Genomic DNA, 24,996 nt, shown 5'->3' with positions numbered 1-24,996 from the left:
GCTTCATTTATGAATGAAAAATGAAGATCATGTCAACAAGGCGTATCCGACACACTCGGCAAAGCCAGCCGAATCAGCAAGCTCCCCGCCCGCCCCCGCCCCACCTAGAATGCCCCCATGAGCACTCTGACCTTCCGCGCCGCCACGTCGGCCGACATCCCCGCCCTGATCACCCTGGTCACCTCGGCCTACCGCGGCGACGCCAGCCGCGTCGGCTGGACCACCGAAGCCGACCTGCTGGACGGCGCCCGCGTCGATGCCGAAGGCATCCAGGGCGACCTGGACCGCCCGCGCTCGACCATCCTGCTGGCTGAACGCGACGGCCAGCTCGTGGCCTGTGCCCACGTCGCCGACGTCGACGGCAAGGGCTACTTCGGCATGTTCTCGGTCGACCCGGCCCAGCAGGGCGGCGGCGTCGGCAAGCAGTTGATGGACGCGGCCGAAGCCCTCGCCGCACGCGAATGGAACGTGCCGGTGATGCAGATGACCGTGATCGACATCCGCGACGAACTGATCGCCTTCTATGAGCGCCGCGGTTACCAGCGCACCGGCATCAAGAAGCCGTTCCCGTATGGTGACGAACGTTTCGGCATCCCCAAGCGCGACGACCTGCGCTTCGAGATCCTGGAAAAGCCGCTGGCCGGAGCCACCGCGTGAGCGAGGCCTGGACCTTTGTCTGTGCCGGCGCCGAACTGCTGCCGGGCGAAATGAAGAGCGTGTTCGACGAAGTGACCGGCACACCGATCGTGGTGTTCAACCTCGACGGCGAGCTCTACGCGTTGGAAGACCAGTGCACGCATGAGGAATTTGAGCTGTCCTCGGGCGAGTTCAACACCGCCGAGGGCAGCGTTGAATGCGTACTGCATGGCGCGCGCTTCGACGTGCGTGATGGCCGCGCCCTGTGTGCGCCGGCCTATACCGCAGTGCCGAAGTTTCCGGTGAAGCGCGAACACGACGCCATCTGGACCCGCGACGACCGCGATTGAAGTTCAAGGCATCCACCCATGGGGTGGATCTACTGAAACAGCCTGAGGGCCCAGCCAGGGCCTTTCGGGTCCGTTCCGGGTGGCCTGCCACGCCCGTACATGCGAATCATTATCGTTGATGTTATCCTATGTAACATCTTCGTAACGCCTCCGCCTGCGCCATGGCTTCGTCCGCGCCCACTGCCACGCTGTGCCAGCTTGCCCGTCAGGGGGGGCCGCTGCTTGTGGCCGCGCTGCTGACGCTGCTGCTGGGCTGGTCGGCGTTGCACGAAGGGCGCGGCGGCCACGCCACCCACGCCGGCTGGCAGGCGCATCTGGACAATATGGACCAGGCCGCTCCGCTGCCGGCTCCTTCCAGCGACGAATGCCCCCACCACGCTGCGCCGGCCCCGGAGCCTCCGCTGGACGGAGAGGGCAGCACGCCCTGTGCCGGCGCTGCGCCGCCGCGTGCTGCGCTGGTGGCCCACATCCCGCTGTGGCACTCCGATGCCCTGCGCTGGCAGCGGCACGACCCCTCGCTGCGCCTGAATCCCGGCCACGCACCTCCGGCACCGCACGCCATCTGAGGCGCCCTGCGGCCATTGCCGTGCGCCTCGCCTCGTCTGAACTGCCGCCAGGCATGGCCTGGCACTGCCCGAACCTCGCCGCCGCCATCGCGCCATTGAGTCGTGCTGGCCAGCTCTCGCTCATTCCCGATCCAAGCCATCGCCAACCTACCCATGACCCACATCAAGACCCGCAAGTACGCACCTCGCGTTTCCGTACTGGCCACCGCCACCCTCGCCGCCGGCTTCGCGCCGCTGGCCGCGCAGGCCGCCGACGACGCCGGCGCCAGCAAGGCCACCGAGCTGGACAAGGTCCAGGTGCGCGGCAGCTGGTTCAACCCGTCCTCGCCGAAGTTCACCGCCGCGCTGCTGGACACTCCGAAGTCGGTCTCGATCGTCTCGGAGAAGCTGATCGCCGAAACCGGTGCGACCAACCTGCAGGATGCGCTGCGCATGGTCCCGGGCATCACCTTCGGCGCCGGCGAAGGCGGCAACCCGACCGGTGACCGCCCCTTCATCCGCGGCTTCGACTCGCAGAGCAACATGTTTGTCGATGGCCTGCGCGACGTCGGTTCGCAGACCCGCGAAGTGTTCGACCTGGAGCAGGTGGAAGTGGTCAAGGGCCCGAGTTCGGCCTACGGCGGTCGTGACTCCGGTGGTGGCAGCCTCAACCTGGTCAGCAAGACCCCGAAGCTGAAGAACGAGACCACTGCCAGCATGGGCATCGGCACCGACAGCTACGCACGCGGCACCGTGGATGCCAACTACGTGCTGGGCGATGGCATCGCCGCACGCCTGAACCTGATGAAGCACGAGTCGGACATTGCCGGTCGTGACGCGGCCAACGTCAGCCGCTGGGGCATCGCGCCGTCGATCGCGTTCGGCCTGAACGGCCCGGCGCAGCTGATCGCCAGCCACTACCACATGCAGAGCGACGACCTGCCCGACGCAGGCGGCTTCCCGTATGGCAACCCGAACGGCGCGCCGGTGTCGAAGTGGGTCGACGGCCGCCCGATGGTGCCCGACCGCAACAACTACTACGGCCTGGTGGACCGCGATTTCCAGCGCACCCGCGCCGACATCAGCACGCTGGACGGCAGCTACGACTTCGGCAGCCACAAGCTGCGCAACATCGCGCGCCTGGGCAACACCAGCAACGATTACCTGTGGACCCAGCCGGACGACAGCCAGGGCAACCCGAACAACTACGGCACCTTGTGGCGCCGTACCAACAGCCGCGCCGTCGACGTCAAGAGCTTCGCCGACCAGCTGAGCCTGACCGGCAGCTTCCAGACCGGTGCACTGAAGCACAGCTACAGCGCCGGCGCGGAATACAGCGACGAGAAGATGACCCGAGGCAGCTACCTGATGACCCCGGGCACCAACAATCCGCTGACCAACAGCAGCAAGTGCCCCACCATCGGCGCGGCCACCGGCTACAACTGCACCAGCTTCGACAACCCGAACCCGAACGATCCGTGGGCGGCCACCCATGCGGTGTACCGCAGCGACAAGGCGCTGGACGTCGAGCAGCGCACCAAGACCAAGTCCGCTTACCTGTTCGACACCATCGAACTGAACGCGCAGTGGATGATCAACGTCGGCCTGCGTTACGACGACTTCTCCACCACCCTGACCACCCCGGTGGCCGGCAAGGCGCCGACCCGCGTGCGCAACGACAATGACTTCCTGAACTACCAGGCCGGCATTGTCTTCAAGCCGACCGCCAACGGCAGCATCTACCTGTCCTACGGCACCTCCTCCACCCCGCCGGGCATGGACGGTGGCGATGGTTCCGATGGCCTCAGCGCGGCCGTGGCCGACCTCAAGCCGCAGGACACCAAGAACCTCGAACTGGGTACCAAGTGGGACCTGTTCGACAACCGCCTGAACCTGACCGCGGCGATCTTCCACACCGTGATGGACAACGCGCGCGTGACCGTCGACAACGGCACCAGCCAGAACGCCGGCAAGAAGGAAATCAACGGCGTGGAACTGGGCTTCACCGGCCAGCTGACCGACGCCTGGAGCCTGTACGGCGGCTACACCTACCTGGATTCGGAACTGAAGGACAACGGCTTCGTCTGCGCCGTGTCCGGCCGCACCTGCCCGTCCAACATCTACGTGCCCTCGCCGTACAACGGCAACGTGTTCCCGAACACCGCCAAGCACAGCGCCACCCTGTGGACCACCTACCGCTTCCCGTTCGGCCTGACCGTCGGCGCCGGCGCCAACTACTCCGACAAGCAGTACGGTGATGTGGCCAACACCAAGTGGATCCCCAGCTACACCCGCTTCGATGCGATGGCCAGCTACGCGATCCAGGACAACATCAGCCTGCAGTTGAACGTGCAGAACCTGACCGACAAGACCTACTTCACCAAGGCCTACGCGTCGCACTACGCGAGCATCGCCCCGGGTCGTTCGGCCACCCTGGCACTGAACGTGAAGTTCTGATGTAACCCGCAGCACCCACGCGGCGGCAGGATCTCCTGCCGCCGTTTTTGTTTCCGGCGATACTCCGCGCATGGCTTCCAACATCCCCTTTGATTCCGACGCCCTGACCGACCTGCTGCTGCACGACCCGCAGGCTGCCTTCGCGCGCGTGCGCGATGCAGCACAGGCCGGGCAGGTGGAGGCGCAGCTGCTGCTGGCGCAGATGCACATGGAAGGCAAAGGCACGCCCCAGGACGCTGCTGCGGCCCTGCTCTGGTACGAGACTGCAGCCAACAACGGCGCGCCGATGGCGATGAACATGCTTGGCCGCTGCCATGAGCTGGGCCAGGGCACCACCGCCAATCCTTCGCTCGCAGCGGTCTGGTACCGGCGCGCCGCCGACACCGGACTGGACTGGGGCCTGTACAACCTGGCCAACCTGCTGGCCACCGGCCGCGGCGTACCACAGGACCGTGCACAGGCACTGGCGCTGTACACCCGCGCGGCCCATCTGGGCCACGCCAAATCGATGAACCTGCTGGCCCGGCATCTGGAAGATGGATTGGACACCGGTCGCGATCCGCAGGCTGCACTGGGCTGGTATCGGCGCGCGGCCGAGGCCGGCGATTTCCGCGGCCAGGCCAACTACGCCTCCATCCTTCTGCAGGCCGGTGAGATCGAACAGGCCGTGCACTGGCTGCAGTTGGCGCTGCATCACGGCAGTCCCGCGTTCATGGCACATATCGTGCCCGAGCTGGCCGCCTCACCCTACCCGCAGGTGCGCGCGCTGGTCGCACCGTCTGCTTGCTGAGGACTTCCGCATGCTGCTGCACATCCCCGACATCCTCAGCGCCGGACAGGTGGCTGACATCCGCAGCAGGCTCGACGCAGCCGACTGGACCGATGGCCGCGAGACCGTCGGCCACCTCGGCGCGCAGGCCAAGCACAACCAGCAGCTGCCTGAAGCTTCGCCGCTGCGCCGCGAACTGGGCGAAACCATTCTGGTGGCCCTGGCACGGCATCCGCTGTTCTTCAGCGCCGCGCTGCCCTTGAAGTACCTGCCACCGCGCTTCAACCGCTACAGCGGCGGCGGCACCTACGGCTTCCACGTCGATGGCGCGGTGATGAACCTGGCCAACGGCGAGCAGCTGCGCTCGGACATCTCCTGCACGCTGTTCCTGTCCGACCCGGACGAGTACGACGGCGGTGAGCTGATCATCAGTGATACCTACGGCGAGCACGAAGTGAAATTGCCGGCCGGTGATCTGATCGTGTATCCCTCCAGCAGCCTGCACAAGGTCAATCCGGTCACCCGCGGTGCGCGCGTGGCATCGTTCTTCTGGGTGCAGAGCATGATCCGCGACGATGTGCAGCGTCGTCTGCTGTGGGAGATGGATACTTCCATCGAGCGCCTGCGGCAGACCAATGGCGATGCCGATGCGGTGCTGCAGCTGACCGGCGTGTACCACAACCTGCTGCGACGCTGGAGCGAGGTCTGAACCGATCAGGCCACCCCTGTCGCAATTTGGCAATCATTCTCATTTGCAACGGCTAACGGGTCTCATTACAATCACGCCCCGTTGACGCCGGATGTTCCGGCCAGCCAGGGATCTCCGCTTGCGTCGCCCGTTCCGCCCTCGCCCGCTTCGGCTTGTACAGCTCGGCACCGCCATGCGCGGCCGTCGGCCTGCGCTGGCCAGCCTGCTGGCGTGGGTGGCGATGTTGACGCTGTTGCTGGGCACCCTGCCGCTGCTGCCGGTCGCCCACGCTGCCGCGCCCCAGGCGCTGCAGCAGCCGCTGGAAGAGCGCGGCGGCGAAGGCCCTTTGCAGGAAGAAGCGCCGGCCAAACTGCGGCGCTGCGCCTCGGCACCGGCCAAGTCCACGGACAAGCCGATCCCGCCGCTGTTGCTGGCCAGCCACTGGCTGCGCACCGAACTTGATCTGGTTCCCTCTGCGTCGGTTCCCTCCGGCGCGCGTCCGCACTGGCCGCTGGCCGTACCGGACATGCCCTGGGCCGATGCGCCCGGGCGCCGCCAGCAACGCGGCCAGGCGCCGCCGCTCGCCTGATCCACGGCACGCCGTGACCGCCTGCGCGGTTGCGACGGCTCGCCGCTGCCTGTTTCGCCCCTGCCGCCCCTGACCGGGCCATCCCTGCCCTGCCGTGCGCGTTCCGCGCCCTGCATCGCGCTGCCCTACATCCTTCGAGGTATCTGCCATGGCCCAGCGCCATCGTGTCCGTTCGTCCCTGTCCCGCCACCTGTTGACCAGCGCTGTGCTGGCTGCGGTCGCGGCGCCCGCCTACGCCAATGGTGCCGCCGGCGGCGCGCCGCAGACGCTGGACAAGGTGGTGGTGACCGCCTCCGGTTTCGAGCAGAAGGTAGTCGATGCACCGGCCAGCATCAGCGTGGTCAGCCGCGAAGAGCTGAGCAAGCGCCCTTACACCAGCCTGGTCGACGCCCTGCGCGACGTCGAAGGCATCGACGTCGGCCTGGAAGCCACCGACAAGAACGGCCGCGCCACCATCTCCATGCGCGGCCTGCCGTCGGAGTACACCCTGGTGCTGATCGACGGTCGCCGCCAGAGCAACGCCGGCCAGCTGTATCCGAACAACTTCGGTGGTGGCCAGTTCGCCTACCTGCCGCCGCTGGATGCGATCGAGCGCATCGAAGTGGTGCGTGGCCCGATGTCCACGCTGTACGGCTCGGATGCAATGGGCGGCGTCATCAACATCATCACCCGCCGCAACCAGGGCAGCTGGCACGGTGCGGTCACCCAGGGCTTCACCGTGCAGCAGGACGACCAGTTCGGCGACGCGCGCAGCACCGATCTGTACCTGAGCGGCCCGCTGGTCAAGGATCGCCTGGGCCTGGCCGTGCGCGGCAGCTACTACGACGCCAAGGCATCCAATCCCGAATGGGATGCACTGACCCTGCCCGACGGCACGCTGTGGGAACGCAGCATCGGTTTCGGCGGCGGCGGCAAGTCGGTGGCCAACACCAACTGGAACAGCGGCGTGCGCCTGAACTTCCATGTCAACGACGACCACGAACTGTGGCTGGACTACGACGTCTCACGCCAGAAGTACGACAACAGCGAAGGCCAGACCGGCACCCTCGACAGCCTGGCCAGCCTGTGGCGCGTGGGCAACGCGGTGGTGCCGAACCCGAATGGCAGCGGCACCGTCACCCGCCGCGTGGTGCAGCCGCGCGTGGGCTACACCGCCTACCAGCGCTATGAGCGCGACCAGCTCTCGCTGACCCATCAAGGCCGCTACAGCTTCGGCACCTGGCAGACTTCGCTGACCCACAGCAAGAGCAACAACCTCGGCCGCTCGCTGCCGCTGACGCTGGACGAGCGCGCCGGCCTGCAGACCCTGTGGAACGACGTCTGCCGCCGCACCGGTGCCGCCAACAACTGTGCCGCCGGCCGCAACAACGGCCTGGCCGCACTCAACACCAGCGAACAGGCACGCCTGCAGGCGTTCCTGCCGCGGCCGCTGCGTACCATGGAACTGGAAGGCTACGTGCTGGACACGATGCTCGACCTCGACTTCGGTGCGCACAAGCTGACCGTGGGCGGCCAGTACAACGACACCGACATGGTGGACGGCGTGTTCGGCATGGACGGTGCCGGCTACCGCAGCAACACCAAACAGAAGCACCGCATGTGGGCGCTGTTCGCCGAGGACAACTGGTCGCTGACCGACACCCTGACCGCCACCTTCGGCCTGCGCTACGACGACCACAACATCTTCGGCAGCCACCTCAGCCCGCGCGGCTACCTGGTCTGGAATGCCACCGATGCCTGGACCTTCAAGGGTGGCGTCAGCACCGGCTACAAGACCCCGCGTCCGGACCAGCTGTTCCCCGGCATCACCGGCTTTGGTGGCCAGGGCGTGCTGCCGCTGGTGGGCTCGCCGAACCTGAAGCCGGAAACCAGCACCAACTACGAGCTGGCCGCCTATTACGAGGGCCAGCGCTGGGGCTTCAACGTCGCCGGTTTCATCAACAAGTTCGAAGACAAGATCGCCAGCGGCGGCACGTTCCCCAACTGTGAAGTCGCGCCGGCCGGCAGTGGCTACTGCGTGGACATCGGCCCGGGCTGGGCGTCGCTGGGCTACAGCACCTTCACCCAGAGCGTGAACATCGACAAGGCCGAGACACGTGGCGCAGAACTGGCCGGCCACGTCGACCTGCTGGACAACCTGCAGCTGCGCGGCAACTACACCTGGACCAAGAGCGAGCAGACCGCCGGTTCCGGCAAGGGCCTGCCGATCACCGGCACCATGCCGGCCAAGCACATGGCCAACGCCAGCCTCAACTGGCAGCTCAACGATGCCATCAGCCTGTCGCTGATCGGCGAAGGCCGCTACGACCGCTACCGCGACACGATCCTTGATGCCGCCGGTGCCAGTCACACCCGTTACTACGAGGACTACACCCTCTTCCACCTCGGTGGTAGCTGGAAGGCCACGCAGTGGCTGACGGTCAACGCGCGGGTCAACAACCTGTTCGACAAGAACTTCGTCTCGCAGTCGTGCCTGCTGACCAGCCCCAGCGAGTACAACTGCGTGGACGACTACGCCACCAAGGACCAGCGCCGCAGCTACTGGATCTCGCTCAACGCGAAGTTCTGATCGTCGCTCTGGTGGGTGCCGACCTTGGTCGGCACCTCTCCATCCACGCATGGCGTGGATCCACCGACCCGTGGTAGTGCCGGCCGCTGGCCGGCGACCGCGCGATGTTTTCAGGTGGCATGGGATTGCCGGCCAGCGGCCGGCACTACCCCTTCAGGGATACACAACGACATCTAATTGCGAGCAATTCTCATCAATGATGTAATGGCCAGTATTCATCCGTCCCGAACCGTGCCGTGAGCCGTCCCGCATCTTCCACCGTGCAGCAGCAGCAGAGCCGCGGCTTCTGGCTGCGTACCCTGCACCAGTGGCACTGGATCAGCTCTGCGGTCTGCCTGATCGGCATGCTCCTGTTCGCGGTGACCGGTCTGACGCTGAACCATGCCGCGAAGATCGAAGCCAAGCCACAGGTGCAGAACCAGCACCTGGAACTGCCGGCCGAACTGCTCGGCGGTCTGGGCTCCCGCGAGGACGGCAATGCACCACTGCCGCGCCCGGCCCGGCAATGGCTCGACGATCAGCTGGGCATCTCCATCGGCGGTCGACCCGCCGAATGGTCGGCCGAGGAAATCTATCTGTCACTGCCACGCCCCGGCGGCGACGCCTGGTTGAGCATCGACCGCGAAACCGGCACGGTGGAATACGAATCCACCTCGCGCGGCGCGGTGTCCTATCTCAACGACCTGCACAAGGGCCGCAATGCCGGCCCCGCATGGGGCTGGTTCCTGGACGTGTTCGCCGTGGCCTGCCTGGTGTTCTGCATCACCGGCCTGTTCCTGCTGCACCTGCATGCGCGGCAGCGACGCATGACCTGGCCACTGGTCGGCCTGGGCCTGATGATCCCGCTGCTGATCGCCCTGCTGCTGATCCACTGACTTCCACTGTGACTTCCATCCGTTCTTCCGGAGCCGCCCCATGCGCGTCACCCTGACCATCGCCCTCAGCGGCCTGCTGGCCACCTCGCCGGCCTACGCCACCACCCTCGACATCAACGTCGAAGTGCCCAAGCTCAACGTGGCCGAGTACCACCGCCCGTATGTGGCGGTGTGGCTGGAAGGCGCCGACCAGAAGGTCGCCGCCAACCTGTCGGTCTGGTACCAGCAGACCAGCAACAGCGAAGGCCATGGCACCAAGTGGCTGCCCGACCTGCGCCAGTGGTGGCGCAAGAGCGGCCGCACCCTGCAGGTGCCGGTGGACGGCGTGACCGGCCCGACCCGCCCGGCCGGCAAGCACGCGCTGTCGTTCAACGACAAGCAGCCCGCACTGAAGCAGCTGGCCCCGGGCAACTACACCCTGGTGGTGGAAGCGGTGCGCGAAGTCGGCGGCCGTGAACTGCTGAAGATTCCCTTCACCTGGCCGGCCACCGCCGCACAGAACGGTCGCGCGCAGGGCGCCACCGAACTGGGCCAGGTCACCCTCGCCGTCAAACCGTAATTGCCTGAGCCGGGGTCAGAGCCCTTTCCGCTGGAAAGGGATCCGACCCCATCGCAGCACCCCAGGGGTCGGATCACTTCCGCAGGAAGGGCTCTGACCCCATCAATCATCCTGGAGTCTTCCGCATGAAGCGCACGCTCGTCCTCGCCGCCGCTCTGGCCGCTGCCCTTCCCTTCTCTGCCCTGGCCCACAAGGCCTGGCTGCTGCCCTCGCAGACCGTGATCGCCGGCAACGCGCCGTGGATCACCGTCGACGGTGCGGTCTCCAACGACCTGTTCTACTTCAATCACGTGCCGCTGCGCCTGGAATCGGTGGTGATCACCGCCCCGGATGGCAGCACCGTGCAGGCGCAGAACGCGGCCACCGGCAAGTACCGCAGCGTGTTCGACGTCGAGCTGAAGCAGCAGGGCACCTACCGCATCGCCTCGGTCAACGACGGCCTGTCGGCCACCTATGAGCTGAACGGCGAGCGCAAGCGCTGGCGCGGTACCGCCGCCACCTTCGGCGAACTGCCCAAGGATGCGAAGAAGCTGGAAGTGAGCCAGTCGGTCGGCCGCGTGGAGACCTTCGTCACCAACGGGGCGCCGAACGACACCGCGCTGAAGCCGACCAACCGCGGCATCGAACTGGTGGCCGTCGGTCACCCGAACGACCTGTTCGCCGGCGAGGAAGCCACCTTCCGCGTACTGGTCGACGGCAAGCCGACCGCAGGCCTGGAGTTCGAGATCGTGCGCGGCGGCACCCGCTACCGCAACGCGCAGGACGAGCAGAAGCTGACCAGCGACGCCAAGGGCGAGATCAAGGTGACCTGGCCGGAAGCCGGCATGTACTGGCTGGAAACCGGCACCGAGGACAAGAAGACCTCGGTCAAGCAGGCCGCCAAGCGCCGCCTCAGCTACGTCGCCACGCTGGAAGTGCTGCCGCAGTAAAGACAGCGCTGCGATACCCGGCACGCCCTGGTATCGCAGCCTGCCACGCATACCCATGACCTCTACCGCACTCGACATCGCCCGGCTGGGCGGCACCACCATGGGCACCACCTGGAGCGTGTCACTGGTCGTACCGCGCCAGCGCGACCTGCATCCACTGCATGCTGGCATCCAGGCACGTCTGGATGAAGTGGTCGCGCAGATGAGCACCTGGGAAGCGGGTTCCGACCTGAGCCGCTACAACCGTGCCGACGCAGGTCAGTACCTCGTGCTTCCCATCGAAACACGCCATGTGTTGGCCTGCGCGCAGGCCATCGCTGCAGCCAGCGGCGGTGCGTTCGACCCCACCGTCGGCCCGCTGGTGGCGCTGTGGGGCTTCGGCGCCCATGCCGGCGCACGGCGCGCACCCGATGCCGCCACGTTGCAGGCAACCCGTGCACGCTGCGGCTGGCAGCGCCTGCACTGGCAGGACGATGCGCTGCTGCAGCCCGGTGGCCTGGAGCTGGATCTTTCGGCGATCGCCAAGGGCTTCGGCGTCGACCACGTCGCCGCCTGGCTGCGCGGCCAGGGTGTCGATGCCGCACTGATTGAAGTCGGTGGGGAACTGGCCGGTTACGGCCGCAAGCCGGACGGCCAGCCGTGGCGCGTGCTGGTGGAGTCGGCGCCGGAAGAAGATGCCCACACCGATACGCCACCGCGTGTCCTGGCGCTGGACGGAAAGGCGGTGGCCACCTCCGGCGATCGCTGGCACCACTATCACGACGATGACGTGGCCTACAGCCACAGCCTTGACCCGCGCAGCGGCACGCCGGTACGGCAGGTCGCAGCCGCCGTCACCGTGGTCGCCAGCGACGCGATGCACGCTGACGCCTGGGCCACCGCGCTGACCGTACTCGGCCGCGATGCAGGCATCGCGCTGGCAGAGCGCGAGGGGTTGGCCGCGCGCTATCTGGAACGCACCACCACCGGCCCACGCGAAACCCTCAGCAGCGCCTTCCAGCAGCTGCTGGATGAGCAGGCTGCATGAGCATGCGTTTCCCGCGCGCGACCGTTGGCAACGTCATGGTACTGGCCCTGCTGGCCGTGATCGGCGGGGCACTGCTGCGTCTGCACCTGGGCGAAGCGTGGTGGCAGGGTGCACCGCCGGCCCGGCAATGGGGCATCGCGCTGGCCGCCACCGCGCTGTATCTGCTGGCGTGTGGCGTGCTGTGGTGGCGCAGCCGTCCGCGCGACGACACGCCCGAAGGCGGCAACCCACCGATGCTGCTGGTCTGGTCCAGCCAGACCGGCTTCGCCCGCGAACTGGCCGAGCGCAGTGCGCAGGCTCTGCGCTCGGCCGGCATGCCGGTGCGCCTGCGCGGTCTGCATGAGGTCGATGCCACCCTGCTGGCGGGCAGCGCGCGTGTACTGTTCATCGTCAGCACCACCGGCGAAGGCGATGCACCCGACCACGCCCTGCCCTTCCTGCGCAAGGTGATGAGCACGCCGCCGCCGCTGCACCACGTGCAGTACGGGGTGCTCGCACTGGGTGATCGCAGCTACGGGCATTTCTGCGCGTTCGGCCACCAGCTGCACGACTGGCTGCGCCAGCACGGAGCACATCCGCTGTTCGATGCCATTGAAGTCGACAACGCCGATCCAGCTGCCCTGCGCCACTGGCAGCAACTGCTTGGCCAACTCGGCGGCGGCGCGAGCGAACTTCCCGATTGGACACCGGCCGAGTACCAGCCGTGGACGCTGCTGCAGCGTACCCACCTCAACCCCGGCAGCGCCGGTGGTCCGGTCTATTGGCTGCGCCTGCAGCCCCCGACCGGCAGCGGCGCGCAGTGGCAGGCCGGTGACATCGCCGAGGTCGGTCCGCAGCATGCCGAACGGAACACGCGCGACTGGCTGCAGACGCAGGGCTTCGATGCGGACACCGTGTTGGACGACGGCACTACGCTGCTCGCCCGCGTTGCGCGCTCGCACCTGCCGTCATTGGTTGCAGCAGGCGATCTGCCTGGGCTGTTGGCGGCACTGCAGCCCCTGCCACATCGCGAATACTCCATCGCCTCGGTGATGGACGACGGCGCGGTGGAACTGCTGCTGCGCCGGCAGCTGCGTGCCGATGGCACGCCGGGCATCGGCAGTGGCTGGCTGTGCGACCACGCCGCGATCGGCGGGCCGGTACAGATGCGCCTGCGCCGCAACGAGAATTTCCATGGCGTCGCCGCTGATGTTCCACTGCTGCTGATCGGCAACGGCACTGGTATCGCCGGCCTGCGCGCGCACCTGCACGAACGCGCACGCATTGGCGGTGCCCGCACCTGGCTGTTGTTCGGCGAACGCTCGGCCGCGCATGACTTCCACTTCGGCGATGAACTGCAGGCGATGCTCGGCAACGGCAGGCTGACCCGCCTGGATACGGTGTTCAGCCGTGATGGCGGCGCACATCGCTACGTGCAGGATCGCCTGCTGGCCGAAGCATCCACGCTGCGGCAGTGGGTCGATGACGGCGCGACGATCCTGGTCTGCGGCAGCCTGCAGGGCATGGCCCCGGCAGTGGATGCGGTGATCGAGCAGGTGCTCGGTGCCGACGGCAAGGAAGCGCTGCTGCTGGCCGGTCGTTACCGGCGCGACGTGTATTGAGCGAACGTTTGGGGCGAATTGCCTCCTGGTGGGTGCGAACTTTTGTTGGCACCCTGCTGCGGCATCGGCTGCTGCATCCACGCATGGCGTGGATCTACTGAACAGCTGGCGGCGATCCCTTGTCCGCACCCTTCTGCGGCATCGGCTGCTGCATCCACGCATGGCGTGGATCTACTGAACGGCTGGCGGCGATCCCTTGTTCGCACCTGCGATATCGGCTGCTGTATCCACGCATGGCGTGGATCTACTGAACAGCTGGCGGCGATCCCTTGTTCGCACCCTTCTGCGGCATCGGCTGCTGCATCCACGCATGGCGTGGATCTACTGAACGGCTGGCGGCGATCCCTTGTTCGCACCCTTCTGCGGCATCGGCTGCTGCATCCACGCATGGCGTGGATCTACTGAACGGCTGGCGGCGATCCCTTGTCCGCACCTGCGATATCGGTTGCCGCATCCACGCATGGCGTGGATCTACTGAACGGCTGGCGGCGATCCCTTGTCCGCACCTGCGATATCGGCTGCCGCATCCACGCATGGCGTGGATCTACCCGGATCCAGGGTGACAACCATGCTGCAGTACATCCACGCCATGCGTGGATGATTGCCTCCGAGCGCCGACGCTGGCTCAGCCGCCCGCCGCGCTCACCCGTATCGCCAACAACTCGCCGCCGCCCTGCAATGCATGCCGCTGACGCTCACCGGCGGCCAACCACGCGGTATCGCCGGCCTGCATCGCAGGCAATCCGCTGTCCGCGCCGAACGTGGCCTGCCCGCCCAACAGGTGCAGGGCCCAGGCCACGCCCGGCTCGCAGAAGAAGAACATCGGCCCGACCAGTGGACGATGCAGCAGCTCGGCCTGCAGCAGTCCGCGCTTCCACATCAGGTTGAAATCGTGGGTGGTGCCGTCCACCAGCTCGCCGTGCAGCGCAGCTTCACCGGCAAAACGCACGCGCCCATGCGGTGGCAGCACCTCGGCTACGCGGCCGTCCTCGAAACGCAGGCGCACGCCATTGCCCTGCAGCAGCACCAGTTCGCGCTCGACGCCCGGGAATGCGGAAAACGCGGCGTCCTGCTCGATCTCGGCCACCGACAGGCGCAACGCCCAATCATCGCCCTGCGCTGGCAACCGCAGGATCTCGCGGGTCCAGCCGAGGCCGTTGCGCCAGCGTTCGCGGCGGTAGTCCAGGCTGGAAATCACCTGGCTCGGGGTCTGCAACAGGGAGTCGATGTTCATGCGCGCATTGCATCATGCCGCGCGCCGCAACGCATCAACGCGTTGCAAGACCCGCAGCCGTACCGCAATCGCCGCCCAGCAGCTGTGAGTGCTTGAGCCAGTCCTTGTCGGGGTAGTACGCAAACACCATCGTGCCGCCTCGCAGCGCGTCGATCAGCGGCTTGGCCACCGACAACCGCACCGCCGGGCAGCCCAGACTGCGCCCCAACCGCCCCTGCAACTGCGCAGTGGACGGATTCACATACGGCGCACCGTGGATGACGATGGCGCGCTCGCGTGCACGATCGTTGAACCCCGGCTCCAACCCTGCCAGGCGCAGCGAATAGCCGTTGCCGCCCATGTAGGTTTCCTGCGCGGTGAACGCACCGATGCTGGACATGAAGCTGCCATCGCGGTTGGAGAAATGTTCGGTGCGGTTCTCGCCGCTGTTGCGGCCGTGCGCCACCCACTCCTCGAACAACAGCCGCTGGCGGGCGAGATCGAAGACCCACATCCGCGGCTCGGTGGATGGCCGCGAGTAATCGATCACGCTCAGGCGTTCACTGCTGACACCCAGCTCCGGCCGCTGCAGTGCGCAGCGCATGGCGTGGGCAGCCAACTGCAGAACCCGACGGTCGGCCTTGGGCGCGGTGCGTGCCAGCTGCGCGGCGAGGTCATCGGCGCTGATGGCGGCAATGGGCGTCTGTGCCCCGGCCGGGGCGCTGGCAGTGGTTGCCAGCAGACCAAGGGCGGCCAGCCGGCACAGGCGGGAAGCAGACATGGGCACGTAGGGAGGTCTCAGGATCCCTTGAGGGTGGACGCTGGCGGCTCTGATTCCAAGACCGGCTGCATTCCCGATTCAGCCGCGCTTGGGCGCACCGCCGGCAGCGACGTCACCAGCAGGGTCGTGCCCGGCACCAGTACCTGGTACAGCTGGCGGGCGAAATCGGCCGGCAGGGCCATCGGCAACGACGGCGTGGCCAGCAGGTCCGGCGTGGCCTGGGCGCGGTCCTGGCCGAGCAGCGGATAGGCCGTCCACTGGTGCAGGCGCTGCTGTGCATCAAGCGGGCTGGGCGTATCGCTGTAGCCCTGGCCCATCACGAACAGGGTGGTGCCCTGGAACGCTGGCAGCGCGTCGGCCTTCAGCGGCGACTCACCGATCATCACGCCATCGCGCAGCACGTACAAGCGCTGGTCGTGCAGGCTGACCAGGATGCCGACCTGGCCACTGGGTGCGGCCGCATCATCCCACCAGGCCTTGTCGGGAGCACCGCCCTCGCCTTCCGGCAGGGCCTGGCCGCGTGCATTCACCGGCGCCAGCACCGCCGGATAGGCCAGCGTCATCGGCGCGCTCTTGGCATCGGCCACGACCACCGTATCGCCGCGCTTGGTTTCGCTGAACAGCTTCTGGGCGAAGGCCTGCGGCAGGCGCACGCAGCCATGCGAGGCCGGATGCCCGGGCAGGCTGCCGCCGTGAAGGGCGATGCCGTCCCAGGTCAGCCGCTGCATGTACGGCATGGGTGCGCTGTTGTAGAGGTTGGAGCGGTGGTCCTTGTCCTTCTGCAGGATGGTGAACACACCGGTCGGCGTCTCATGGCCGGTCTTGCCCGAGCTGATCGTGGTCAGGCCGATGGCAATGCCATTGCGGTACACGTAAGCCCGTTGCTCATCCAGGCTCACCACCAGCACGATCGGACCGGCCGGCGAGACTTCCGGATGCCACAGGTACTCGCCCGGCTTGAGGTCGGTCGGCCCGCGTACTTCGGAAGTCGTGGCCACGACAGGCTTGGAGGGGGCGGCCGCCTGTGCGGCGCACGGCAGTGCCAAGGCCACGGCGAGCATCAAGGTCAAACGGTGCAGGTGCATCCAGCGGGTTCCATTCCATGCGAAGACCTCACCGTACACCATGGGCACGTCGCAGCCGCGCCAAAAGAAATTGCCCGGCGACACAGCCATGTGTCGTACCGGGCAATCGTCACGTCCCTGTCGGCCTGCTGCCACCCCCTCGCATCCTGCGAAGCGGGGGCGGCGTTGCGTCCTGCACGCGGCCGCGTCTGTCCTGTTTGTATCTCAGCCCCTTCCACAGGTCTGTGATGCCACCATCCTGGTGATTGGTGCCGCATCCCTGCGACGGTCGGCGGCTGCAGCCATCCTGTCCGCAGCCATTGAACCTGCATCCTGCAGATTCCGACGATTCCTGTTGTCAGCGCCTGGGTACGGTTCGCACCGGTACCGATCCGGGTACCGGATCCGCAGGCAACATCGTGTTGCCAACGGTGATCCGTCGTCGATTCCGTTCGACGATCGATGTCCCTATCCCCTTCACCTGCGTCAGGTCCTCGACGCGGTGAAACGGGCCGTGTCTGCGCCGGTGCTCGACGATCGCCGCAGCCTTGGTAGCCCCGACCATCGTCAATCCCTGCTGCAGCGCCTGGGCATCGGCCCGGTTGATGTCGATCGGCTCGGCAGCTTGCGCTCCCGCGATCCACATTCCCAGCACCAGCGCCCTTAACACGACAAACCAAGGCACGACGTGTATCTCCTTGTGGTTCTGACCGTCCCGACCGGCAATCCCGTCGGTCGAAACAGTGTCCGTCACCACATGCACACAGCGTATAGGGTTCACGGATTTCTAAAAGCCAGCCAAATACCCGACGTGATGTAGGGAAAACCCTACCCTTGGCCGAGGCGTAGAATGGGCGGATCAGCCATGCAACCGGAGTTTCAGATGGACAGCGCCAAGCTCGGCCAATTCGTCAATGACAAGTGGGACAGCGAAATCGTCCCGCAGTTGGTCGACTACATCCGCATTCCCAACAAGTCGCCGATGTTCGACGCCAACTGGGTGCAGAACGGCTACATGGAGCAGGCGGTCACCCTGATGGAAACCTGGGCCAAGGCCCAGGACCTGCCCGGCCTGAAGGTCGAAGTGGTGCGCCTGGAAGGCCGTACCCCGCTGATTCTGCTGGAAATTCCGGCTACCGGCGCCGAAACCGGCGACGACACCATCCTGCTCTACGGGCACCTGGACAAGCAGCCGGAGATGACCGGCTGGGACGACGACCTGGGCCCGTGGACCCCGGTCCTGCGCGGCGACAAGCTGTACGGCCGTGGCGGTGCCGATGACGGTTACGCCATCTTCGGCTCGCTGGCCGCCGTGCTGGCACTGCAGGCCCAGGGCCTGCCGCATGCCCGCTGCGTGGTGCTGATCGAAGCCTGTGAAGAGTCGGGCAGCTACGACCTGCCGGCCTACGTGGACCATCTGGCTGACCGCATCGGCAAGCCGTCGCTGGTGGTCTGCCTGGATTCGGGCTGTGCCAACTACGACCAGCTGTGGTGCACCACCTCGCTGCGCGGCCTGACCGGCGGCAACTTCTCGGTGAAGGTGCTCAACGAAGGCGTGCACTCCGGTGATGCCTCCGGCGTGGTGCCGTCAAGCTTCCGCCTGCTGCGCCAGCTGCTGTCGCGCATCGAGGACCAGGACACCGGCCGCATCCTGATCGACGGCATGAACGTGGAGATCCCGGCCGAGCGCCTGGAACAGGCCAAGCGTGCGGCCGACGTGGTCGACACCGCGATCTTCGAGAAATTCCCGCTGGTCGATGGCCTCAAGCCGATGAACGACGACCTGACCGAGCTGGTGCTCAACCGCACCTGGCGCCCGGCGCTGTCGGTGACCGGCATCGGCGGCATGCCGCCGCTGGAATCGGCCGGCAACGTGCTGCGCCCGCATACCGCAGTGAAGCTGTCGCTGCGCCTGCCGCCCACTGCCGATGGCAAGACCTGCGGCGAGCTGCTGAAGGAAGCGCTGCTGCGCGATCCGCCGAACGGCGCGCAGGTCACCCTGGACCTGGAAAAGGCCTCCACCGGCTGGAACGCGCCGGCGATGGCACCGTGGCTGACCAAGGCCATCGACGATGCCAGCCAGACCTTCTTCGGCAAGCCGGCGATGTACATGGGTGAAGGCGGCTCGATCCCGTTCATGGGCATGCTGGGCGAGAAGTTCCCGGGCGCCCAGTTCATGATCACCGGCGTGCTCGGCCCGCACTCCAATGCCCACGGCCCGAACGAGTTCCTGCACATCCCGATGGGCAAGAAGGTCACCGCGTGCGTGTCCAAGGTGATCAGCGAGCACTACGCGGCCAGCCTGCGTGGCGAGACCAGCGGTTCGCCGGTAGCCGCCGACAGCGGCACCCGCCACGGCGACCACGGCTGCTGCTGATCCAGCACGCAGTGACGGACGCAGCCCGGCCTTGCTAGGCTGCGTCCAACCTTCCAGAGCACTGATCGCATGAACGGTCTGTTTGGCAGCACCAGCTGGCTCTACATCATCCTGGTCGGCTTCTTCGTCGGCCTGCTGGGACGCTTCTTCATGCCCGGCAACAACCGCATGGGCTGCCTGCTGACCATCGTGCTGGGCATCATCGGCGCGCTGCTGGCCGGCTGGTTCGGCCAGTACATGGGCTGGTACGCGCCCGGTGAACCGGCCGGCTTCCTCGGCGCGGTGCTGGGTGCGGTCGTCGTGCTGGCGATCCTGCGCCTGTTCAGCGGCCGCCGCTGAGCCGCCCTCTCCTTTTCCATTCTGCCCCGACGTTGGCGCGCCCGGCGCGCCCGGATATGCCTGCATGACCGAACCCGCCTCTGATCCCCAGCGCAGCGCACAGCGCCTGCAATGGGCCCGTACCCAGCTTGACGACAGCAACACCGTGGTCGAACGCGCCTCGGTCGACGCCGGCATGCGCAGCTACTGGCGCACCACCAGCCAGCGCGGCAGCCACATCGTGATGGACGCCCCGCCGGGGCTGGAAGACCCCACGCCGTGGCTGCGCATGCGCGGCCTGCTGCACGATCACGGCCTGCGCGTGCCCGCCCTGCTTGCCCAGGACCTCGACGCCGGCTTCCTGCTGCTGGAAGACCTGGGCGGCCCGACGCTGGCGAAGATCCTCGACGAACGCAATGCCGACGAGTGGTTCAGCCGATCCATCGATCAGCTGCTGCGCCTGCAGGCCATTCCGGTGCCGGCCGATTTCGGCCAGTTCGGCGAAGCACTGCTGCAGCGTGATGCTGGCCTGTTCAACGAGTGGTTCCTGCAACGCCATCTTGGCCTTGAACTGGACTGCGGCGAGATCGAAGGCCTGCAGCTGGTGCACCGTCGGCTGATGGACAACGCGCTGGGCCAGGCCCAGCTGATGACCCACCGCGACTACATGCCGCGCAACCTGATGCCGGTGGATGGCGGCCCGGCGGTGCTGGATTTCCAGGACCTGGTGCGTGGCCCGATCGCGTACGACGCGGTAAGTCTGTTCAAGGATGCCTTCCTGAGCTGGCCGCTGCAGCGCGTGGACGAATGGCTGGCGCAGTATCACCAGCGCGCACGCGATGCCGGCCTGCCGGTACCCGACCGTGCCACCTTCCTGCGCGATGCCGACTGGATGGGCATCCAGCGCCACGTGAAGATCCTCGGCCTGTTCTGCCGCCTGCGCTATCGCGACAACAAGGGCCACTACCTGGACGATGCGCCGCGCTTCATCGCCTACCTCGATGAAGTGCTGCCGCGCTACCGCGAGCTGGCGCCCCTGCAGCAGTTGCTGGAAACGCGGATCAAACCGGCACTGGCCGAGTTGGCCGCGCCGATGCGCGTGCAGCGCTGAAGGCCGCATCGATGAAGGCACTGATTTTCGCCGCCGGCCTGGGTGAGCGCATGCGCCCCCTCACCCTGCACACGCCCAAGCCGCTGCTGGCAGTGGCCGGCAAACCCCTGATCGCGTGGCATCTGGAGCGGTTGGCTGCGCTCGGCATCCACGACGTGGTGATCAATACCGCGTGGCTCGCCGAGCAGTTCCCGGCCGCATTGGGCGATGGCAGCCAGTGGGGCCTGCGCCTGCATTTCATGCACGAAGGCGATACCCCGCTGGAAACCGGTGGCGGCATCCTCAATGCATTGCCGGCGCTGGGGGACGATCCGTTCCTGGTAGTGAACGGCGATATCTGGACCGATTTCGATTTCGCCACGCTGCCGCGTGAACCGGCCGGCCAAGCGCATCTGGTACTGGTCGACAACCCGGCGCAGCACCCCGCTGGCGACTACCGGCTGGACGCGCACGGTGTGCTGCACCATGACCGCGAAGGCCCGTGCCTGACCTATGCGGGCATCGGCGTCTATCGTCCGTCGATCGTGGCCGATTGGCGTGCGGTGATCGGTGAGGCACCGGGCAGCGAGCGTGTGCCACCGAAGTTTTCGGTGGTGCCGTTGCAGAAGCATTTCATGGCACAGGGGTTGATGACGGGGCAGCATCATCGCGGGCGCTGGACCGATGTCGGGACCGTTGATCGCCTGCATGCGCTGGATGCGGAGTTGACCGCGAACGGCTGAGCCCCTCGTGGTTGGTCGCTTGAATCAAAAGCCGTGCTTGGCCGGACGGGTGGGCCATGCAGGGGACGCTGCAAGTACGTCCCTGTAAGCTCGATGGCGCCATCCATGGCGCCAACGCCCCTGCATGGCCCACCCGCCCGACCTCTGACAGTCTGCGTGTGCGTCCAGCCACGGAAAAGAAGGAAAAGCAGAAGCGGGTCGCTTCGCTCTGGTGACGACCAACGGTCGTCACCCACCACAAGCAGAGAACGTCGGATCCAAGGCAGTCCTTCCTGGGAAAGTCTCATCCACGCATGGCGTGGATCTACTTGTCGCCATCCATGGCGCCAACGACCTCTGACAAATTCCGTGCGCGTCCAGCCACGAAAAAGAAAAAAGAAACGCAGAAGCGGGTCGCTTCGCTCTTGTGACGACCAACGGTCGTCACCCACTACAAGCAAGACACGTGTCGACCAAGGTCGACACCCACCAACAGCAGTGCAGAACGCCGACACGGCAGATCGCGGGAACCTGTCGAAGGCGGGGTGGCTCAGGTTGCGGGGGCGTGAGCGCCATGGATGGCGCGACCGAGGCTACAGGGACGTACTTGCGCCGTCCCCCGCAACCTGAGCCACCCCGCCATCCCACGGATAGCGAGCTTTTGCTGTTGACGTTGACGTTGACGTTGCCCTGGCTTCGGCGGGTGCAGGGCGCAGCCCTGCCGAACCACACCCCTCAGTAACGAGGACGGCCTTCTTCCAGCACCTGGCGCAGGAACGGCACGGTGATCCGCCGCTTCGCCGCCAGCGACTCGCGATCCAGCCAGTCCAGCAGCGTGATCAGCCCACCCAGCTCGCGCCCGGTGTGCGACAGCAGCCACTCGATGGCGGCCTCGTCGATCGCCAGCCCTCTGCGCAGCGCGCGCTCGCGCAGCACCGCCGCGCGGCCTTCCTCGTCCAACGGCTGCAGCAGCACGCGCACGCATTGGCCCAGGCGCGAACGCAGGTCCGGCAGCACCAAGCCCAGTTCGCCCGGCGACTTCTGTGCGGTGTACAGCACCGTCACGTCGGCAGCGCGCGCGCGGTTGTGGAAATCGAACAGCGCGATTTCATCCTCACGATTGCCTGCCACCGCATCCAGGCCATCCAGCGCCACCAGCTCGCGCTGCTCAAGCCCTTCCAGCGCCACCCGCACCCGGCCGACCACGCTGGCCAGCGGCACATAGGTCGGCAGGCGCCCCGCCTGCTCGGCGCTGGAGCACATCGCCAGCGCCTGGTGGGTCTTGCCGGTGCCGGCCGCGCCTTCCAGGTACACCCAGTCGTGGCTGGCCCCTACCGCGATGGCATGCAGCTGCGCCAGCGCGCCGTCCGGCGCGCCGATGAAGCTTTCCAGCCGCTGGTCCCGCGGGTAATGCAGGGCCAGCGGAAGTTGCGGCACACCAATCACTTCAGTTCCGGACCCTTGTCATTGCCAGGCACGATGATATGGGGCTGGTCGATCACACCATCAAGCACGATCGCGGGCTTCTCGCCGGCGTACAGCTCACTCTGGCGGTAACGCTGGTGCGCATAGCGCAACAGCACATTGCTGACCGCCGCCACCGGCAGCGCCAGCAGCATGCCCAGGAAGCCGAACAGCTGGCCGCCTGCCATCACCGCGAAGATCACCGCCACCGGGTGCAGGCCGATCTTGTCGCCGACGATGCGCGGGGTCAGCACGTAGCTCTCCAGCAGCTGGCCAACGGTGAACACCACGCCCACCAGGATCAGCAGTTTCAGGTCGAACCCCTGCGCCTGTACCAGCGCAGCCACGATCGCCATCAGGATGCCGGTGGTCGCGCCCAGGTAGGGAATGAAGCTGATCAGGCCGGCGATCAGGCCGATCAGCAGGCCCAGCTTGAGCCCGACCAGCGACAGGCCACCGGCGTAGATCACGCCCAGCGCCAGCATCACCAGGAACTGCCCGCGGATGAACGCACCGAGCACCTCGTTGGATTCACGTGCCAGCGTGGTGATCGTGCCGATCTGGTTGCGTGGGATCACCGATGCCACGCGTTCGACCAGCTTGTCCCAGTCACGCAGGAAGTAGAACGCCAGGATCGGCAGCAGCAACAGGTTGACCACCCAGGTGACCACCGTGAAGCCCGAACGCGATACGTAGCCCATGAAGGTCGTGGCGAATCCGCCGGCCTGCTGCCAATGGCTGCGCACCCATTCGATCACACGGTCCGGATCCATCCACTGCATCACTTCCAGCCCGGTCTTCTGCTCGAACCAGGGAATGCCCTTCTCCATCAGCCAAGCCTGCGCCTGCGGAGCCGCGGCGATCAGGGTGCTGATCTGGCGCTCGATCATCGGCACCAGCACCAGCAGCAGCGCGACGATCACCAGCACCATTGCCACGAACACCAGCACCACGCCGGTCATGCGCGAGCGGCCGGTGTCCTCGATGCGGTCCACCAGCGGATCGCCCAGCCAGGCCAGCGCCAGCGCCAGCACGAATGGCGTCAGGATCGGCGCCAGCAGCCACACGACCCAGCCGATCAGGCCGGCCAGCAGGATGAACTTCAGCCGCCGCAGGAACTGCGCGATTTCCGCTTCCGGGGACAGGATCATCGCAGGCGGTACTCATTGCTGACCGGCGCCGGTGCCGGCGCACCGGTCGTATCGTCGATCGGCGTCGGCAGGGCCGGCAGTGTCGCCGACGGCACCAGCACGCCATTGTCGCCAAGCATGCGGTTGAAGCCGGCCAGGCCGGTGGTCATTTCCAGATTCAGTTCCAGGTGGTCGGCGGTCGCGCGCAGCGGGGTGACGTTGCGCACCACCGCCACTTCACGCAGGCCGGCGGCCAGGCGCAGGTATTCGTCGGCACTGTTGATGCCGGTCACCACCACGCGGTAGGTGCCCGCCTGGCCGGTGGCCGCACCGGCCTTGGCATAACGCTTGACCAGCGCGTCGGCAGCGCCATCGGCACCGGCGGCCATCGCGCGCATGGCGTTGGCGTCCTTGCTGGTCCACTTGTTCAGTTCACGGCCGTTGTCGACGAACACCCAGTCCGCCTGCCAGCCGCCATTGGCGCGGTAAAGCTTGCCGATCAGCTGCATCGGCGGCGAATAGCGCGACGAGGCCCGGGCGACAGCAGCGCTGTCCTGGCGCCAGATGGCACCGGCCAGGGCCTGCTCGGCGGCGCCACCACTGGGCAGGCCGAGCTTGTAGCCGCGCTCGATGGCCCGGCTCAGCAGCGGCCGCGCAGCGTTGGCCTGCTGCACGCTGACCAGGCGCGGACCACTGCCGTCGTCGACGGCCAGCCACAGCACCGGCTTCGGCCGGGGCTGAGGCCACAGCGGCAGGCCCAGGGCCGACACCAGCCCGTCCACGTCATCCTCGCGGAAGCGCGCGACCAGCAGGGTACGGAAGCTCGGCGCACCGCTGGCGCCCACGCTCTGGTCCTGCTTGTAGTCGTAGCTGGCCACATAGTCCTTGGCATTGCGCAACGCCTGCGCCACGCCGGGGCGCGACATGACGCTGCGATCGCCGGACAATTTGCCCAGTACAACGCTCAACGCGCGGGCAAGTGCACCGTTGCGGTCAGCCTCGGCTTGGCTGTTGACGGGCACTTCGGCCTCGTACGCACCACTGGCAGTGGCAACATCCCCCTCGGTTCGCATGCCGCTCTGGGCCATCGTGGCCACCGGCAGGCACAGCGCAAGGAGCAGGGTCAAAAACAGGCTGCGGCGCATCAGGACATCCATTGGCTCGACGTATCCGGGGGGAATTGTTGCCCGAATACGGCCTTTGCGCCAATGCGGCCTGTTAAAATCGGCGATTCAACCCCTGC

24 protein-coding genes are annotated in these 24,996 nt (G+C 66.8%); 17 read left to right on the top strand and 7 right to left on the bottom strand.

Going from position 1 to position 24,996, the window contains the following annotated elements; translation table 11 throughout:
* The first annotated feature begins 117 nt into the window (after positions 1-117).
* The 13 genes from CLM74_RS05345 (at position 118) to CLM74_RS05285 (ending at position 13,594) form a co-directional block, all read left to right on the top strand.
* The gene (locus CLM74_RS05345; protein ID WP_100435921.1) at positions 118-657 is read left to right on the top strand and encodes a GNAT family N-acetyltransferase; all 540 of its coding nucleotides are present in this window, start codon (positions 118-120) and stop codon (positions 655-657) included.
* On the top strand, positions 654-986 hold the full coding sequence (locus CLM74_RS05340; protein WP_025873985.1) for a non-heme iron oxygenase ferredoxin subunit: 333 nt from the start codon (positions 654-656) through the stop codon (positions 984-986). Before CLM74_RS05345 ends, CLM74_RS05340 begins: the two co-directional genes overlap by 4 nt.
* Positions 987-1,147: 161 nt before the next feature.
* A complete protein-coding gene (locus tag CLM74_RS05335; RefSeq protein WP_105163582.1) occupies positions 1,148-1,552 on the top strand; it encodes a hypothetical protein in 405 nt (134 codons plus the stop codon).
* Positions 1,553-1,705: 153 nt separating this feature from the next.
* A complete protein-coding gene (locus tag CLM74_RS05330; protein WP_105163581.1) occupies positions 1,706-3,988 on the top strand; it encodes a TonB-dependent siderophore receptor in 2,283 nt (760 codons plus the stop codon).
* A gap of 70 nt (positions 3,989-4,058) precedes the next feature.
* A complete protein-coding gene (locus tag CLM74_RS05325; RefSeq protein WP_105163580.1) occupies positions 4,059-4,778 on the top strand; it encodes a tetratricopeptide repeat protein in 720 nt (239 codons plus the stop codon).
* 10 nt (positions 4,779-4,788) lie between these two features.
* The gene (locus tag CLM74_RS05320) at positions 4,789-5,466 is read left to right on the top strand and encodes a Fe2+-dependent dioxygenase (RefSeq protein ID WP_105163579.1); all 678 of its coding nucleotides are present in this window, start codon (positions 4,789-4,791) and stop codon (positions 5,464-5,466) included.
* Between the two features lie 172 nt (positions 5,467-5,638).
* The gene (locus CLM74_RS05315; RefSeq protein ID WP_080149535.1) at positions 5,639-6,034 is read left to right on the top strand and encodes a hypothetical protein; all 396 of its coding nucleotides are present in this window, start codon (positions 5,639-5,641) and stop codon (positions 6,032-6,034) included.
* 148 nt (positions 6,035-6,182) lie between these two features.
* Positions 6,183-8,603: a TonB-dependent receptor gene (locus tag CLM74_RS05310; protein ID WP_105163578.1), complete on the top strand. Its 2,421-nt coding sequence runs from the start codon at positions 6,183-6,185 to the stop codon at positions 8,601-8,603.
* A 236-nt stretch (positions 8,604-8,839) separates the two neighbouring features.
* Positions 8,840-9,478, top strand: a complete 639-nt coding sequence (locus CLM74_RS05305) for a PepSY-associated TM helix domain-containing protein (protein WP_099842053.1) — start codon at positions 8,840-8,842, stop codon at positions 9,476-9,478.
* A gap of 40 nt (positions 9,479-9,518) precedes the next feature.
* A complete protein-coding gene (locus CLM74_RS05300; RefSeq protein ID WP_032975835.1) occupies positions 9,519-10,037 on the top strand; it encodes a DUF2271 domain-containing protein in 519 nt (172 codons plus the stop codon).
* Positions 10,038-10,162: 125 nt separating this feature from the next.
* Positions 10,163-10,966, top strand: a complete 804-nt coding sequence (locus CLM74_RS05295) for a DUF4198 domain-containing protein (protein WP_025873992.1) — start codon at positions 10,163-10,165, stop codon at positions 10,964-10,966.
* A gap of 55 nt (positions 10,967-11,021) precedes the next feature.
* Positions 11,022-11,993, top strand: a complete 972-nt coding sequence (locus CLM74_RS05290) for an FAD:protein FMN transferase (protein ID WP_105163577.1) — start codon at positions 11,022-11,024, stop codon at positions 11,991-11,993.
* Positions 11,990-13,594 carry a sulfite reductase subunit alpha gene (locus tag CLM74_RS05285; protein WP_105163576.1) on the top strand — a complete coding sequence of 535 codons (1,605 nt, stop codon included), beginning with the start codon at positions 11,990-11,992 and terminating at the stop codon, positions 13,592-13,594. Before CLM74_RS05290 ends, CLM74_RS05285 begins: the two co-directional genes overlap by 4 nt.
* Before the next feature lie 625 nt (positions 13,595-14,219).
* On the opposite strand, the gene CLM74_RS05280 is transcribed toward CLM74_RS05285, so the two are convergent.
* The 4 genes from CLM74_RS05280 to CLM74_RS05265 all read right to left on the bottom strand — a co-directional run bounded on the left by CLM74_RS05280 (position 14,220) and on the right by CLM74_RS05265 (position 17,298).
* A complete protein-coding gene (locus CLM74_RS05280; protein WP_032975832.1) occupies positions 14,220-14,828 on the bottom strand; it encodes a HutD family protein in 609 nt (202 codons plus the stop codon).
* A 34-nt stretch (positions 14,829-14,862) separates the two neighbouring features.
* On the bottom strand, positions 14,863-15,588 hold the full coding sequence (locus tag CLM74_RS05275) for a murein L,D-transpeptidase catalytic domain family protein (protein ID WP_025873996.1): 726 nt from the start codon (positions 15,586-15,588) through the stop codon (positions 14,863-14,865).
* Between the two features lie 17 nt (positions 15,589-15,605).
* Positions 15,606-16,673: a L,D-transpeptidase gene (locus CLM74_RS05270; protein WP_105164937.1), complete on the bottom strand. Its 1,068-nt coding sequence runs from the start codon at positions 16,671-16,673 to the stop codon at positions 15,606-15,608.
* Positions 16,674-17,010: 337 nt separating this feature from the next.
* Positions 17,011-17,298 (bottom strand): helix-hairpin-helix domain-containing protein, encoded by a 288-nt coding sequence (locus tag CLM74_RS05265; RefSeq protein WP_051562335.1) that lies wholly within the window; start codon positions 17,296-17,298, stop codon positions 17,011-17,013.
* A gap of 237 nt (positions 17,299-17,535) precedes the next feature.
* Between CLM74_RS05265 and CLM74_RS05260 the strand changes: the two genes are divergently transcribed.
* From CLM74_RS05260 to murU, 4 genes are all read left to right on the top strand, one after another.
* Positions 17,536-19,029 (top strand): M20 family metallopeptidase, encoded by a 1,494-nt coding sequence (locus tag CLM74_RS05260; protein ID WP_033830531.1) that lies wholly within the window; start codon positions 17,536-17,538, stop codon positions 19,027-19,029.
* A gap of 69 nt (positions 19,030-19,098) precedes the next feature.
* The gene (locus CLM74_RS05255; RefSeq protein ID WP_025874000.1) at positions 19,099-19,368 is read left to right on the top strand and encodes a GlsB/YeaQ/YmgE family stress response membrane protein; all 270 of its coding nucleotides are present in this window, start codon (positions 19,099-19,101) and stop codon (positions 19,366-19,368) included.
* A gap of 64 nt (positions 19,369-19,432) precedes the next feature.
* Positions 19,433-20,458, top strand: coding sequence for a phosphotransferase (locus CLM74_RS05250; RefSeq protein ID WP_105163575.1), 1,026 nt, complete (start codon positions 19,433-19,435; stop codon positions 20,456-20,458).
* 11 nt (positions 20,459-20,469) lie between these two features.
* Positions 20,470-21,180 carry an N-acetylmuramate alpha-1-phosphate uridylyltransferase MurU gene (gene murU / locus CLM74_RS05245; protein WP_105163574.1) on the top strand — a complete coding sequence of 237 codons (711 nt, stop codon included), beginning with the start codon at positions 20,470-20,472 and terminating at the stop codon, positions 21,178-21,180.
* A gap of 714 nt (positions 21,181-21,894) precedes the next feature.
* Here murU and hda read toward each other — a convergent pair.
* From hda to CLM74_RS05230, 3 genes are read right to left on the bottom strand one after another with little or no spacing between them, the layout of a single operon-like run.
* Positions 21,895-22,602 carry a DnaA regulatory inactivator Hda gene (gene hda, locus CLM74_RS05240; protein WP_032977533.1) on the bottom strand — a complete coding sequence of 236 codons (708 nt, stop codon included), beginning with the start codon at positions 22,600-22,602 and terminating at the stop codon, positions 21,895-21,897.
* Positions 22,602-23,774 (bottom strand): AI-2E family transporter, encoded by a 1,173-nt coding sequence (locus CLM74_RS05235; protein WP_080149494.1) that lies wholly within the window; start codon positions 23,772-23,774, stop codon positions 22,602-22,604. Before CLM74_RS05235 ends, hda begins: the two co-directional genes overlap by 1 nt.
* The gene (locus tag CLM74_RS05230; protein ID WP_223482051.1) at positions 23,771-24,898 is read right to left on the bottom strand and encodes a DUF2066 domain-containing protein; all 1,128 of its coding nucleotides are present in this window, start codon (positions 24,896-24,898) and stop codon (positions 23,771-23,773) included. The genes CLM74_RS05235 and CLM74_RS05230 overlap by 4 nt, the downstream gene beginning before the upstream one ends.
* Between the last annotated feature and the right edge of the window lie 98 nt (positions 24,899-24,996).

The sequence above is a fragment of the Stenotrophomonas sp. MYb57 genome (assembly GCF_002966815.1).
Classification (GTDB): domain Bacteria; phylum Pseudomonadota; class Gammaproteobacteria; order Xanthomonadales; family Xanthomonadaceae; genus Stenotrophomonas; species Stenotrophomonas indicatrix.
The sequence above is the reverse complement of the archived record's forward strand: the minus strand, read 5'-3'. Positions and strand labels throughout refer to the sequence as shown.

Coding starts and splice junctions, on each gene's coding strand:
- CLM74_RS05345 (WP_100435921.1), top strand. CDS start 118: ATGAGCACTCTGACCTTCCGCGCCGCCACGTCGGCCGACATCCCCGCC.
- CLM74_RS05295 (WP_025873992.1), top strand. CDS start 10,163: ATGAAGCGCACGCTCGTCCTCGCCGCCGCTCTGGCCGCTGCCCTTCCC.
- CLM74_RS05230 (WP_223482051.1), bottom strand. CDS start 24,898: ATGCGCCGCAGCCTGTTTTTGACCCTGCTCCTTGCGCTGTGCCTGCCG.
- CLM74_RS05290 (WP_105163577.1), top strand. CDS start 11,022: ATGACCTCTACCGCACTCGACATCGCCCGGCTGGGCGGCACCACCATG.
- CLM74_RS05270 (WP_105164937.1), bottom strand. CDS start 16,673: ATGCACCTGCACCGTTTGACCTTGATGCTCGCCGTGGCCTTGGCACTG.
- CLM74_RS05275 (WP_025873996.1), bottom strand. CDS start 15,588: ATGTCTGCTTCCCGCCTGTGCCGGCTGGCCGCCCTTGGTCTGCTGGCA.
- CLM74_RS05260 (WP_033830531.1), top strand. CDS start 17,536: ATGGACAGCGCCAAGCTCGGCCAATTCGTCAATGACAAGTGGGACAGC.
- CLM74_RS05335 (WP_105163582.1), top strand. CDS start 1,148: ATGGCTTCGTCCGCGCCCACTGCCACGCTGTGCCAGCTTGCCCGTCAG.
- CLM74_RS05285 (WP_105163576.1), top strand. CDS start 11,990: ATGAGCATGCGTTTCCCGCGCGCGACCGTTGGCAACGTCATGGTACTG.
- CLM74_RS05265 (WP_051562335.1), bottom strand. CDS start 17,298: ATGTGGATCGCGGGAGCGCAAGCTGCCGAGCCGATCGACATCAACCGG.
- CLM74_RS05250 (WP_105163575.1), top strand. CDS start 19,433: ATGACCGAACCCGCCTCTGATCCCCAGCGCAGCGCACAGCGCCTGCAA.
- CLM74_RS05280 (WP_032975832.1), bottom strand. CDS start 14,828: ATGAACATCGACTCCCTGTTGCAGACCCCGAGCCAGGTGATTTCCAGC.
- CLM74_RS05255 (WP_025874000.1), top strand. CDS start 19,099: ATGAACGGTCTGTTTGGCAGCACCAGCTGGCTCTACATCATCCTGGTC.
- murU (WP_105163574.1), top strand. CDS start 20,470: ATGAAGGCACTGATTTTCGCCGCCGGCCTGGGTGAGCGCATGCGCCCC.
- CLM74_RS05315 (WP_080149535.1), top strand. CDS start 5,639: ATGCGCGGCCGTCGGCCTGCGCTGGCCAGCCTGCTGGCGTGGGTGGCG.
- CLM74_RS05235 (WP_080149494.1), bottom strand. CDS start 23,774: ATGATCCTGTCCCCGGAAGCGGAAATCGCGCAGTTCCTGCGGCGGCTG.
- CLM74_RS05330 (WP_105163581.1), top strand. CDS start 1,706: ATGACCCACATCAAGACCCGCAAGTACGCACCTCGCGTTTCCGTACTG.
- CLM74_RS05320 (WP_105163579.1), top strand. CDS start 4,789: ATGCTGCTGCACATCCCCGACATCCTCAGCGCCGGACAGGTGGCTGAC.
- CLM74_RS05300 (WP_032975835.1), top strand. CDS start 9,519: ATGCGCGTCACCCTGACCATCGCCCTCAGCGGCCTGCTGGCCACCTCG.
- CLM74_RS05310 (WP_105163578.1), top strand. CDS start 6,183: ATGGCCCAGCGCCATCGTGTCCGTTCGTCCCTGTCCCGCCACCTGTTG.
- CLM74_RS05325 (WP_105163580.1), top strand. CDS start 4,059: ATGGCTTCCAACATCCCCTTTGATTCCGACGCCCTGACCGACCTGCTG.